The 12,634-nt window shown below is 69.7% G+C and carries 14 protein-coding genes; 5 read left to right on the forward strand and 9 right to left on the reverse strand.

The features are described from left to right. Positions 1-625 precede the first annotated feature (625 nt). The 9 genes from ACGFU7_RS34755 to ACGFU7_RS34795 all read right to left on the reverse strand — a co-directional run bounded on the left by ACGFU7_RS34755 (position 626) and on the right by ACGFU7_RS34795 (position 9,404). On the reverse strand, positions 626-1,132 hold the full coding sequence (locus ACGFU7_RS34755) for a hypothetical protein (protein ID WP_393701277.1): 507 nt from the start codon (positions 1,130-1,132) through the stop codon (positions 626-628). A 217-nt stretch (positions 1,133-1,349) separates the two neighbouring features. After that, a complete protein-coding gene (locus ACGFU7_RS34760) occupies positions 1,350-2,174 on the reverse strand; it encodes a DciA family protein (RefSeq protein ID WP_393701279.1) in 825 nt (274 codons plus the stop codon). After that, positions 2,171-4,192: a hypothetical protein gene (locus ACGFU7_RS34765; protein ID WP_393701280.1), complete on the reverse strand. Its 2,022-nt coding sequence runs from the start codon at positions 4,190-4,192 to the stop codon at positions 2,171-2,173. The genes ACGFU7_RS34760 and ACGFU7_RS34765 overlap by 4 nt, the downstream gene beginning before the upstream one ends. Positions 4,193-5,260: 1,068 nt before the next feature. Next, positions 5,261-5,584, reverse strand: a complete 324-nt coding sequence (locus ACGFU7_RS34770) for a helix-turn-helix transcriptional regulator (RefSeq protein ID WP_393701281.1) — start codon at positions 5,582-5,584, stop codon at positions 5,261-5,263. 167 nt (positions 5,585-5,751) lie between these two features. Beyond that, positions 5,752-6,192 (reverse strand): GIY-YIG nuclease family protein, encoded by a 441-nt coding sequence (locus ACGFU7_RS34775; RefSeq protein ID WP_393701408.1) that lies wholly within the window; start codon positions 6,190-6,192, stop codon positions 5,752-5,754. Position 6,193: 1 nt separating this feature from the next. Next, positions 6,194-7,105, reverse strand: a complete 912-nt coding sequence (locus ACGFU7_RS34780) for an FAD-dependent oxidoreductase (RefSeq protein WP_393701283.1) — start codon at positions 7,103-7,105, stop codon at positions 6,194-6,196. Further along, entirely contained in the window at positions 7,102-7,671 is a 570-nt protein-coding gene (locus tag ACGFU7_RS34785) for an isochorismatase family cysteine hydrolase (RefSeq protein WP_393701410.1), read from the reverse strand. Before ACGFU7_RS34785 ends, ACGFU7_RS34780 begins: the two co-directional genes overlap by 4 nt. Positions 7,672-7,685: 14 nt before the next feature. After that, complete coding sequence (locus tag ACGFU7_RS34790) at positions 7,686-8,702, reverse strand: XRE family transcriptional regulator (RefSeq protein WP_393701284.1); 1,017 nt, start codon at positions 8,700-8,702, stop codon at positions 7,686-7,688. Between the two features lie 354 nt (positions 8,703-9,056). Beyond that, positions 9,057-9,404: a GntR family transcriptional regulator gene (locus tag ACGFU7_RS34795; protein ID WP_393701286.1), complete on the reverse strand. Its 348-nt coding sequence runs from the start codon at positions 9,402-9,404 to the stop codon at positions 9,057-9,059. A 359-nt stretch (positions 9,405-9,763) separates the two neighbouring features. On the opposite strand from ACGFU7_RS34795, the gene ACGFU7_RS34800 reads away from it, so the two are divergent. The 5 genes from ACGFU7_RS34800 (at position 9,764) to ACGFU7_RS34820 (ending at position 12,543) form a co-directional block, all read left to right on the forward strand. Beyond that, complete coding sequence (locus ACGFU7_RS34800) at positions 9,764-10,624, forward strand: hypothetical protein (RefSeq protein ID WP_393701288.1); 861 nt, start codon at positions 9,764-9,766, stop codon at positions 10,622-10,624. A 108-nt stretch (positions 10,625-10,732) separates the two neighbouring features. Further along, the gene (locus tag ACGFU7_RS34805; protein WP_393701290.1) at positions 10,733-11,140 is read left to right on the forward strand and encodes a hypothetical protein; all 408 of its coding nucleotides are present in this window, start codon (positions 10,733-10,735) and stop codon (positions 11,138-11,140) included. Positions 11,141-11,484: 344 nt separating this feature from the next. Next, positions 11,485-11,673: a hypothetical protein gene (locus ACGFU7_RS34810; protein WP_393701292.1), complete on the forward strand. Its 189-nt coding sequence runs from the start codon at positions 11,485-11,487 to the stop codon at positions 11,671-11,673. A gap of 207 nt (positions 11,674-11,880) precedes the next feature. Then, positions 11,881-12,135 (forward strand): WhiB family transcriptional regulator, encoded by a 255-nt coding sequence (locus ACGFU7_RS34815; protein ID WP_393701412.1) that lies wholly within the window; start codon positions 11,881-11,883, stop codon positions 12,133-12,135. A gap of 207 nt (positions 12,136-12,342) precedes the next feature. Continuing rightward, complete coding sequence (locus ACGFU7_RS34820) at positions 12,343-12,543, forward strand: DUF5999 family protein (RefSeq protein ID WP_393701414.1); 201 nt, start codon at positions 12,343-12,345, stop codon at positions 12,541-12,543. The last annotated feature ends 91 nt before the right edge of the window (positions 12,544-12,634 follow it).

Genomic DNA, 12,634 nt, shown 5'->3' on the forward strand with positions numbered 1-12,634 from the left:
CGTAATGACCGTGCGGCCGGTCGACATCCGCTAGTGACCACCTTGCCGCCCGGACTGCTTGCGGCTGACCTGGGCCTGACTCGCACCGATCCCGGCGGCGAGGCCCGCCTGACGCTCACCGGGCAGGCGCATCAGCACGGTGAGGTCGGTCGCTTCATAGGGTGACTAGGAGATCAGGGACCGACAGATCTGCGTCAGCGTCATCCACCTCAGCCACATCCGCTGAACCGGGGCCTGGCAGCAGTCGTTGACGAGGCCGGACAAGCCGTGAGCGGGGCCGAGGCCATCATGGGGCGGGGCGTGGCTCTGTCGATGATGAGGAGCAGCGTTTATCTGGCAGTTCGGGAGGCGTTTCCCGCGTCGAATATCGATGGCTTCGGACAGCAGATCGGTGTCGACCGGCAAGACGACGTCTGGCGCCTCTCCGAGGCCGGGACAAAAGCGCTGGCTACGGGCGTAGGTGGCGGCCGTCGTCTCGCCGTTGCCGAGTGCCGCGGGTGCCTCCCGTTCGTTCTCGTCGACATCGAGATCCGGGCTCAGCGAGCGCCTCCCGAGGCCGTCGACAGCTGCTGTCGCGTGACGTCGACAAAGCCAGGGGCGGGAATCTGGTGCAGTGGTGTCAGTCCTATTCGCTGAAGTCCCACATACCGCGGTCGTTGAGGAAGAGCCCTCCCGTTGCAAAGGCGATGCGTACGACGTCGATTCCCTCGGCAGTGTGGTTGATGGGGGACATGGCCTTGGTTTCCGCGACCTCGCGAGCTTGTTCCTTGTTGAGCACTCCCTGCTGTTCAGCCATTGTCAGGATGGCATCAGTCGTCATCTCGATCACCTTGCTGATCTCTTCGGCGGTGGCGGTTTCCGGCCCCGTAAACGGATCGTCCAGCAGAAACTCGTCGGTGCGGATGCTGTGTTCCAGGCTGAACTCCGCAAGCGTCAGAGGCCGGCCGTACTCCTCCTGCAGCCAGGTTGCGCCTTCCTCACCGAACTCATCGATCAGGACGTCATCCGGACAGACCTGTCCGTAACTGGAGTGCTTTGGTCGCGGCTCGCTCGAGGGAGCCGCGAGACGGCGGTGAAGTTCCCTACGCGGGTTCCTGGGCCGTGCGGTGCGGCGCTTCCGTGACTTCGGCATGTCATCTCCCGATCAGTTTTGGACGATGCCTCGAGTCGCAGGCCGCGCGACTACCTGCCCCTACTTGCATCGTCCCTCACCGCTTTGGTGTTTCGGATCCCCGTACCACCCAGTGCCGCTGCCTGAACCGGCGCTGGCAAGAAGCCCGATCTCATCGAACCGTAGTGACAACGATGCGTTTGCGACAGGCGTTGCTTCGTGCCTCGGGCTTTCCTGCTCAGGCTGTGCGCTTCAGGCAGTCAGGGGCTGCCGCAGGCGTGATCGTTGGCAGTCCGGCCCGTTCTGCCGACAGACGTTGCAGAGCGCGTGCCCGGGCTGCGTCACTGGAGCGCGTTCGTTGCTGGGTGGCGGCTTTGGTACGGAGTTCCTCCATCGCCTGGCGGCCGTCAGCGAAGGCCTCTTCCGGTTCCCGCAGCCGCTCTCGGAGCTGCCGTTCGGCGGCTGCCTGGATCTTCGGGTTGGTGTGCTGCTGTCTCGTCCAGGTAGCGCGGTGGACGGCGAGTGCGCGGCGGTAGCCCTCGCACGCCGTCTCCCGGGTCCTGGCCGGACCGGCGGGCGCGGCCGGGGCCGGGACCACCGGGACAGCATCGGCCGGACCGGGGACGGGCGCAGCGCCGGGCGGCAGGATCCGTAGTGCGCTCACGACGGTACGGTCCGCCGCCTTGTTGGCGGCCGCGATGACCCGGGTCTGCTCCAGCCGAGCCTGCGTCGCCCAGGCCGTCGACTCCGGGCACACCGTGAGCCGGCCGGAGTCGGGGTCGTACGACACGGCGGCGACGTGCCCGGCGAGCTCGGGGGCGATGGCCGCCCACCGCTCGCGCAGCGTCGCGCCGGCGGCCGGGAGCTCCCAGGCCCGCTCGGTGACCAGCGCGCCGATCGCCGCTCCGAGACCCATCGGCTCCCGCCCGTCGCGCCGCACCGTACGGACCCGCCGCAGCTTCTGCTTCACCTTCCGGCCGTTGCCGTTCTTGCGGGCCGCCTCCATCGCGGCCCGCAGCGCGACCCGGGCCAGATCGACGCCGGACGTCTCGCCGCCGCTCATGCCTGACCCCAGGTGGTGTAGCCGAGGTCCAGGTGCCCGAGGTCGGCCAGGCGCTGCACCTGGGCTACGAACGTCCGGGTGAACAGGCGCTGCGCCGACAGCTCGCCGTACCGGTCGATGTGGTCGTGGACGAGCTGGTGGTCGGCGGCGGCGCGGTAGCGCCAGTCCAGGACCTGCTCCCGGGTGAGCTCCTCGATGACCAGCTCCTGGTCGTCGTCGACGTCGGCGAACTCCGGCTCCGGCTCCGGCTCCGGCTCCGGAGCGACGGCGACCGGGCGCGGCGAGGGCAGTACGACCGGAGCCACCGGCGCGGCCGGGACGTCGTCGGCCGGCTGCGCGGCCGCGGCTTCGGCACGGGCCTGAGCTGCGGCGGCCCGCTGCTCACGGACCTGCTCAAAGCGGCGGGCCTTGGCCCACGCTTCGGCGGTCACGTCCCTGTGCAGCTGCTGCTCGGTGGCCGTACGGCGCTCGGTCTCCGAGGCGTGCGGCATCGCGGCGTCGACGGCGGCCGCGACCGTACGGCGCTGACCACGGCGGTCGATCTGCCGGTCCTCGCAGCGCGGGCAGCCCCGGCCGGAGTCGAGCAGCGCGCCCTCGTCGCACCGGGGCTCCGCGCACAACTGGCGCTGCGGCAGGGCCCGACCGATTAGCCAGCCCACCGGGTCCGCGATCGGCTTGCCCAGCCGCATCTGCTCGTCCAGGCGCCGGGCGAGCCTGTCGGCGAGGATCTGCGGCGCATCCGTGCGACCGGCGAAACCGATCACCCGCTCCAGCTCGCTGCCCGCCGCGGCTTCCACCAACTTCCGGGCGGCCGGACGCTCCAGGCGCGCCCAGACCAGGTCGACCGGGGCCAGAACGGCCCGCAGATCCTTCGGCGGCAGAGGCACCCTCCCCCGCTGCTGCCTGCCCTGGCCCGCACCGTCCACGACCCGCACCGGAGCACCGGCCACCGGCCCGCGGCCGGTCTTCTCGCTGCTCATCGACGGGGACTTCTTCGGCTGTTCCCCGCGGAGCGGGCCGCCGTCCTCACGCACGCACGCGCGGTCCGGCAGATCACCGAACCCACCACGGCCTTCGCCGGAAAAGCCACAATCAAGCTGCTGAGGGACGACGGGAGTAACCAGGTGAGGGTGGTCAGTGTGAAGGGCTGCCGCAACGCCGTGCTCTGCAACAGCAGCCTCATCCGTCACCAGCACGCCGCTGACCTGCGATTCCACTTCCGGCTCCGGCACCTGAACAGGCCCTGCCGCAACGTCGGGCTCTGAAAACTCGGACTCCGGGGCCTCCGCACGGTCCTCCTGGACGTCGTCGGCGACCGTACGGCCGTGCGCGGCCGCGACCGCCGGCACCATCAGCCGCGACCGGTTCGGCATGCCCGAGCCCGTCTTCAGACGCACCCGCAGCACCAGCTCCCGGTCCTCCAGGCGCCCGAGGATCCCCGCCGCCGCCGCTGCCGTGCATCCCATCAGCCGGGCCAGCGTCACCGCCGCCCTACCGCGCTTGGTGTCCACCGCCCCGCCGCACTGCCGCACCCGCCCGGTCTCCCGCGCCTCCAGCACCAGCAGCAGCAAAGCCAGGCGGTCCGTCGCCGCACCCCGACGGGTACGCGTACCGATCAGCCCTGCCGGGGTAACCCGGCCGTCGCGGTGCTTCCAGCCCGGCGCCATCACGGCCTCCACCAGCCGCTGCAGCGTCGCGTACTCCTTCTTCGCCAGGTTCAGCGGGTGCCCGACCACGTCCTGCGCCGCCCACAGCGGCAGCACCTTGCACTTCAGGCCGTCGTCCTGACCGTAGTCGCCCTCCTTCGTCTCCACGGAGACCACGCCCGAGCGGCGCAGCACCGGCACCACGTTGGAGGCTGTGTACGACGCGGACAGCCCGAGCCACCGGCCCAGCTCGGAGGTATGGATCTCCACCACACCGGTCTCCGACGGCGTCCGCGACGCCAGCACCAGCACCGCCAGACGCACCGCGTCCGACGCACCGTCCAGGCCCGCGACGTCCAGCAGCGCGCGCACCGCGCCACCCAGACGGGCACGAGCGTCCCGACCGAGCGACAGCGGATGACCCGCCGTCCGCTCCGGAACCGGCCCGGCCGGGACAGACGACTCCCTACGAGGGTGCGTGAAAGCGGCGGCCGGCGCCGCCACGGGGCTCATCGGCCCACCGCCCCGACCGGAGCGGCGGACACCGCGAGAACCGAGATCGTCTGTGTCGTCATAGGGCCGGTGTATGCGCCAAAGCGGACACCTCCGCCCGGGGCCGCCGGAACTGCTGTTTCGTGATCCACCTGCCGACCCTGCAACAGGAGCCCTGTGGACAAAGGCCGGCGAACCCCGATTGCCCCCGTCGCTCCCGCACGACGGGCAACGACTTCAGATCGCGTCCCGCCACACGGGAAGCCGCCATCGAGGACGACCCCGTCGACGGAGTTGTGGACGACGTCCGCGAGCGGGTGCACGAGCCGGGCGGCCGACGCCGCGACCGAGCACAGCGAGACCGCTCCGAAAGCGCTGCTCTTGTAGCTTCCTACCGGAAATTCAACTTCCGGTACGGAACGGAAAAAGAGGGATGAATCGTACGTCGGTCCCGTCACACGGGACGACCGCCGCGCCTGAACCGGGGTGAAACGGACAAGGCCAAGCTGACAAGGGGACACCACTTCGGGCACTATGAGAACGACCTACCTTCCATATAGCTGGACCGATCGAGCCCCTCGGGGCTGGACCGACCTCCATCTGCGGATGTGCTGGCAAGCCCCCTTCGTGAGAAGAGGGCGGACACCGATCGGGTGGGGGGAGATTTCTCCGTCCCTCCCGGTCCTGCTGAACCGCGTGGCCCCTGTGGTGGGGGCGCCGCGGCTGAAGCGGGGCGGTACTGATCTGGCTGTGGTGGCCTTGGTTAGTGGTGGTGAGTGGCCCTGGTTAGGGGCCGTGGGAAAACAAGCGGCTGGTGAGCCGCAGCTCGGGACCGGATGCAACCGGGACCTGGGCGACCGACACGGTGGTAAGCCGGTCGGTAGACGGGCCGCGCGAGGCCAGCGGGTGGTAAATCCGCTTCTCGGCGCGCGCGGCCGATGACCTAGGTCATCCCGACCCCCCTTCGGAGGCCGGCGTCGGCATACCCTCATCCGCCGTCGCGGCCTCGGGAAAACGTGCCGCGAGGCCCTTGAGGAGACGCAAGTAGTTCTCGCGGTGCGGGCGTCGAGGGCTGGTCTGGCCCAACTCCCACCGCGTGACCGCGACCCTCTTCACGCCCACGGCATCCGCGACGTCCTGCTGGGTGAGGCCAGCCGCGAGGCGCAGCTTCGCGCATACGTGCGGAGGCGGCAGAACCTCGGGCAGGCCGTTCAGCAGGGCGTCGACCTGCTGCGAGCGGTCGTCCGGGTCGGGCATAGTCGAGCCTTCCATGATCGTTGTAACTGCGAAAGATACACGATCTGATCTCCGCTTGGGAGAAACGGCCTCCACGAATTGAGTTCCGCTGGGCGCCCGGTCGGGTCCGTGCCCGTATCCCGCTTCCGCATCGGCGAGCGCTCCGGGCCGTCGAGGTCTGTCCCGGCCCGACTGCGGGACGGCTAGCTGTCGCACAGGCACTGTCCAGCTTCCTTCCAGGTCGGGCACTCCTGCTCCACCCGCTCGTACACCCGCGGAGGCACATCCGGCATCCACACCGACCACTCCTCAATGGAGGCGTAGTGCGGGTGCAGATCGTGTACCGGCTGGCGATGTCCCGCGCGTTCTTCTTCCTTCACTTGCGCGACTTTCGCGAGCGGACTCACGACCGCCACTGGGTCCGCCCCCAGGTCAAACCACTCGCCGTGACGGCGCTTGTCGGCGAGTTGGCGATGAAGCGCGGCCTCAATGACGGCGCCACCCTCGAAGAGCGCGAGCAACTGGAGAGGAACAGGTGAGCCGGTCTGGAGGTCACGAAGACGCCGCTCGGGGTTGTCGGACCACCCGATCTTCACGAGTGGAGATTCGGGGGAGCCGATCAGATAGACCCGAGCCGTAGCCACGTCAGACCCGCTCAAGCGCGGTGGAGTAGTAGTACGCCAGGGCTGCTTCGGCTCCTGAGCCCTGTGCCGTGGTGATGCGCTGGAACCGACCTGACCGCAGATCCCCGGCGATGAAGATCCGGGGGTGCTGCATTTCCGGCGGGCAGTATCCGCCCTCGTCGACCGCGAGCCCTTCGAGGGCCGCCGGCCGATTGCCGAGATTGCTCAGCACCGCCGTTGCGGCGTAGCTGCTGCGTTCTCCGTGGCGATTCTCGATCGCCACGATGAAGTCGGCCCCGGGGTGGGTTTGTGAAACGACGACGTGAGAAACCGGAACCACCCGAACTCGATCGTCCCCTGACACCTCGGCCAGCTTGTAGTCGTCCGTCGGTGGGGCGAGGACATGGAGCGTGGCGGAGGACTGAGGATGAGCTCGCAGCCAGGTGCCGAGCGGCCTGTCACCCCCAAGCACGTAGGTCCGCGGACCGACCTGTTCGGGCTTGGCACGCCACAGCGGAGGCGTGGACAGCGAAGGGGCGGCGTTGATCCAGTCGGTGTCGGCGGGCGTCATCGCGGTCACGCCCGTGCCGACCACGACCGCCTGTGCGGTGAGCACCTGGGTGTCTGCGAGGAGGACCTCCGCTCGGTCGGAGTGCCCCTTGACCGCCACGGCGCGAGATCGGACCAGTGAGCACCGACCGGCCTGCTCGAGGCGAGTCAGATCCGCGGCCAGGGCCTCGGCCAGCTGGGGGCCGGTCGTCCAGTTGCCGGAGACGTTCTCCAGAGCGCCGATGGTCTGGAGCTTGCTGCCGATGCTGTCGGCCTCCACGACGAGGACCTTCATGTTGAGGCTGGTGGCCATCAGGGCGGCCGCCACGCCAGCGGGGCCGGCCCCGACGACCAGGACGTCGGCGTCGAACGAAGGTGTACTCACTGGATTCCCCCGGTTCCGCTGATACGAGATAGAGCGATGTCGCTGGTGATGAGCTGATCGGCGCCCAGGTTCCGGGCCGCGAGCAGCAGGGCGGCATCGTGGTACTGGGCGCCGCCGCTAGAGGCACACGCGTCGGTGACGACCCACGGCCGGTAGCCGCGTTGGTAGGCAGCTGTGGCGGAGTCGTACACGCAGGCGTCAGTGTCGATGCCGCACAGCACCAGGTCACTCCAGCCGGCGTCCTGGATGAGCTGCGATCCCTCGGGCGTGAAGACGGACGCCTGGGACTTGTCGATGACCACGGCCGAGTCGTCGACGAAGGGAGCCAGGTCCTTCACGAACGCCTGCTCCTCGGCGGTGCGCAGCCGCTTCCAACCGGAAATCGTTTCGTACGGCGAGCCTGGCGCGTTGTGGAACCGGGTGAAGACCACCGGACCGCCGGCTGCCCGCCAGCCCTCCACCAGCCGTACGACCGTCGGGACAACGTCGCGGCTGTGCTGGTTGACGAAGCCCTGCTGTACGTCGATAACCAGCAGCGCTGTCGATCGCGGGTCCAACCCGTCCACCTTTCCCATGGCCATCAGGGGTTGCTGTCTCGGAGGGCGTCCTGAGCGGCGCGGAGCCGATCGGGGAGCTCGCTCGTGGTCAAGATCGCTTCGCGCATCACGCGGTGCTGAGCCGTCTCGGTGGGACGTGCGGTTGTGAGTCGGTAGTACGCACTCCGCAGAAATCGCCAGCCGTACTCGGGCGGCATCACCGGGTCGTGGCCGTCCTCGATGGTGTGCAGGACGTGGGAGGAGAGGGCCCACAACGCCTGGACATCCAGCTCCAGAGCGACGATTTGGCCCGTCGTGAGGGCGCGCTCATCCGGCTGAGGGTGGTAGGAGACTCCGGACCAGCCGGCGACACCCTGCGAGACGCCGCCTCCGAAGGGGACAGCCTCGGCGTGAGACCAGCCCTCGCGGAACTTGGCGGCCTCGACGTCCGGCCCCAGTGAGACGACGTTCTCCGGGTCCTGGCGGTTGACCAGGACAGAGGGTGTGGCCAGGAGCTGCAGCGCGGTGTCCAGACCCGCGCCCGCCCAGGAGTTCTCGCGGAGTTCGTAGACCGACAGCACGTACTGCGGCGCGGGCACCTCGTAAGCCGGGGCTCCTTCGGGAGCGTGGAGCCTCATGAGCTGCGTGATCTGCTTGCCCGCCCAGGCGGGTTCCTGCAGATAGGTGCGGTATCGCCACACCGCCAGATCGGTCAGCGATTCGACGCGGTGATGCTCTTCCAGGTGCACTACGGCGACGCCGCACCCGTAGACGTGGACCGAGGACGACTGGGCTGAGCGGTGTCCGGCCGGAAGCGTCCGTCGCTCTAAGCCCCCCGGGCCAGACGGCGCGGGAGCGCCGACGGCGTACAGGGGGGCGATCCGCTCGCCCACGTAGGCCGGCAGGAACTTGTGGGAGACGACGGTGCAAGGTGTCGGCTGCGGAGTGTCGGCGCCCGCGGCCGCGACTGCGGTGCCGTGAAGGACCGCCAGGCGCAGGCGGAACGCCTCCTGCTCCTCGGGGGTGCACTGGTTGAGCGCCGTGTCGAGGATCTGCGCCATATGCGGACGGCACACGCTGGCCCTGTTCCTCTGCCAGTGCGAAACCGTCCGCGGGCTGATCCCGAGGTGATCGGCGAACCCCCGCACCGACGCGCGCATTACTGATCGCAACAGCAGTGCCTCCTCGCCTGTCCACTGCTCAACTGCGATCACTACACACCCCTATGACGCTCTGTTGCCAGGCAGGAAGAGCCCTGTTGCGACGCTATTGCTACACCCCTTCCACGCCGGGACATCTCGCCGAGACGCCCGCGACCCCGAAGCTGATCTCCGTCGAAGTGATGCCGATGACGAACGGGGGACGCCGTGGTTACCGCTACAGGAGAACGAGGCAGCACGGCGTCGTGGTCGGGCTCAGGACTGATCCGAACCGCTGCTCTGGTTCTGCTCAACCCGTTCGAGCCGCGCAGCCAGATCGGCGATCTGCTCCTCGAGGCGCCTGATGGTCTGTGCAGTCGGGTCGGCAAGCGCATCGAGGGCGTTCTCGCGAATGAAGCTCCCGCGGCCGGTGTGGGAGTAGATGACTCCGTCCCGGCGGAGCTCGGCGAAGGCGCGTTGCACCGTGCCGGGCGCGACGGCGTACTTGTTCGCCAACTCCCTGGTGCTCTGCAGTTTGTCGCCGGGCTTGAGTTGCCTGAGCCGAACTTGTTCGCGCACGTCCTGCGCGATGCGCTCGAAGGGTTGCATGGCCTCGTCCGTCATGAGCCACATCGTAGAGCCACCTCGCTCGAAGGGATAGCCTGCCCAACCTGGTTGACACGGTAGCGATTGTACTGGTTAGGTTATCCACGTCGACACGGTTGGTCGCCTACCCGGCGCCAACAGCGAAGACGTACGTACCACTGCACCATCGCAGTTCCGCGGCTCGTCTCTTCGGAGTCGGGCAGGTGGTCGGAGGCGGTAGCACGATCAAACCCCCCGGCCGGCAGGACTGCGTGTACGACCTCAGCGCTGATGCGCTGTCTGTCTGCCAGGACTCGGGCTGTTGGCTCGTGAGCCTGGTGGGCGGAGAGAGCATCCGCCCCGCGAACACCCCTCCCTCTTCCTGCCGAGGAGTTGCCATGCCTGAGTTCGCCATGCCCAAGGCCGCTAAGCGCAAGGGCCGCACCCGTACCTCCCGCGTCAGCCCCCTCCCCGCGATCGTCCTCTCGACCCTGTCGCCCGGACACATCGACATGAGGACTGTGGAGACCACGCAGACCCGCCGCATCTCGGTGGTGTGCCCGGACTGCGGCACCTGGGTGGCTCTGACCCCCAACCGCGGTACCTACTTGCTCAAGCTCGTCCCGCACCACACCGGCAAGGCCAGCGTCGCCGACGCGATCCGCTGCAGTTCCAGTAACCGCCTCGTCGACGTGGACATCACCAACTACGCCTGGCGCCGCCAGTACAGGGACTGGGCAAGCGAGGAGCGCCTCGCCGTCGACATCACCCGCCACCGCCGCCCCACCGTCCAGACCCTCAAGGTCAGCCGGCCCCAGGAGCGCCCCGCCGACCGGCGAGCCCAGTGGGAGCGTGCGATGCCCGCCGCCCGCCAGGCCGACGCCGCCCGCACGGCCCCCGCCGACGCGATCCTCCCGATTCGCGGTGCGGCCGTCGACGGACCCGCCAGCGCCCCGCTGGCCATGGTCGCCCCGACCGCTGGGGACCGCCGCTCCGTCCGCGCCCTGGCCACCGGCGTCCTTCGCGCCCTGGCCGACGCCGACCAGGGCCGGTGCGCGAGCGACGTCCTCGCGGAGCACCTCACCCGCGCCGCCTACACGCACCTGGCCACGGTCTGGAGCCGCCCCCTGACCCCGGCGGACCAGCCCGCGCACACCGCCCTGGTGACTGCGGTCAGGGCCGCGCTGCTCGCCCCGACCCCGGGCGAGACCGCCGCCGCGTACACCACCCGCTGCAACAGGTCCGCACTCGCCGCCTGACCTGCACAACCATCCACGGCCCCGGCCTCGGCTTCCGCTCCGCGCGGGGGACGAGGCCGGGGCCTTCTGCTCCCGTCCCGCCTGACGCGCCGCAACCTGGAGGTCCTGATGCCCGCCACCCCGACCCTGATGTCCCACCGGCCCAGCACCGACGAGCTGTTCGACGCCGAGACGCTCGCGCTCCTGGACGAGCTCGACATCCCGCTCTCCGCCGACTTCGACGTCGACCTCGACGTCGCCTTCGGTACGCCGCTGGAGATGTACGAGCTGGTGACCGCAGGCGAGCTGGCCCGATGGGACGCCGCGTCCACGGTGAAGAAGGGAAAGACCAAAGCCCGAGACGACGTCATCGCGGAGTCCGGGGCGCGACGGGATGCGGCTCGGGACATCCTCGCGGCCGACCCGTCGATCACCGCGCGTGTCCGCGAGCGCCTGGTCGACGTCCTGATCCCCCACGCCGCCCGCCTGCGCCGGACGATCCGCTCCGGCTGCCGCCCCGAGTACGCCGCGGCCTGACCGGCCGGCCCCGGACGGACACCCACGATCACCGGCCACCCCCTCCTGCACTCAGGGGATGGCCGATGGTCGTGGCTGGTCGTACGACCAGCCAACACGACGACAGCCCCGGCGACTTGGAACCCCCCGGGGCTGTCCAGGACCTGAATCGGAGGACCTGATGCAGATCAGCATCGCACGCCCGCTCGGCAACTCGGACTCGGACCCGGACATGGACGAGGCGCTGCGCCGGGCGCGGGGAGGTAAGTGATGAACAACGCCGTCACCTGCCTGACCGACGCGGAACGCGAGGAGTTGTCGCGGAAGAACGCGGAGCAGAACAAGAGGTCGGAGAGCAACCGCCGATGACCGCGCGCAACTCGGATGACCTGTTCGTCCGCTACATGAAGGCGTTCGAGGACTCCACCAAGCACACCGCCGCCTGCCCGGCCTGCCAGGGCGAGACGCCGTGTGCGGAGGGGGCCCCGATCCACGAGCGGTTCGCCGAGCTCCAGGACGCCTACCACGCCCGCCAGTCCAACCGGCAGCGCTGATTTCCCGGCGTAGCCCGTCGTCCCCGCCGCCTTCACCGGGCGGGGCCGGCGGAGAGCGCCGGGAGCTCCCGCCCGCTCCGGCTCCTCCGGCCGCCGACATAGAACAGCCCCGGGGCTCGCATCCCCGGGGCCGCTTCGTACTACCGGACCTTCTGGGAGGCCCATGTGTTCACCATCGTAAGCACCGCCCCGTACGACCACGACGCCATCTCCACCGCCGCGCCCGCCAAGCCCCGCCCGGCCTGCGCCGACGAAGACCCCGAGCTGTTCTTCCCCATCGGCAACACCGGCCCGGCGCTGCTCCAGATCGAGGAAGCGAAGGCTGTCTGCCGCCGCTGCCCGCTGATGGAGAACTGCCTCCAGGACGCCCTGGACCGTACCGAGTCCGGGGTGTGGGGCGGCACCGACGAGGACGACCGCCGCCGCATGAAGCGCCGCGCCGCCCGCAAGCACACCGCCTGACTCCCGCCATACGGGAGCCGCGGGCAACTCCCTGCCCGCCTCGCAGCACCGCCGCACAACGGCTGTCCGCACGACGGGCAACCGGCCTTCTCGTACGTCTCCAGCCCGGGAAAATCCCGGGACCGCCTTCCTCCCCGCAGGAGAGAGAGCCCCATGGAAAGCAGCCACCAGCTCGACACCGCGACGCCCCCCACCGGCACCACCCAGATGCCGGACTCGCCGTGCACGCACGTCCCGAAGTGCCCGACGGCCACCCGCTCGGACCGTGAGGCCGCGCAGGTCGTGGCCGCTCACCCGGAGCAGGGCTGGAGCCTTCTGTGCAACGGCCTCCTGCTGTTTGAGGACACCGGGGAGCTGCTGCCCGACGGCCAGATCATCGCCCCGCACCGGCCCCTCGCCACGGTCTGACGGCTGCCTGATTCGCCCGCACCGACCGCCTCTCCTGGCGGCCGGGTCGGGCGGTGACTGGGAGCCGGACAGGCCGGATCCGCCGGCCCCG

The organism is Streptomyces sp. NPDC048473 (assembly GCF_043200155.1).
Lineage (GTDB): Bacteria > Actinomycetota > Actinomycetes > Streptomycetales > Streptomycetaceae > Streptomyces.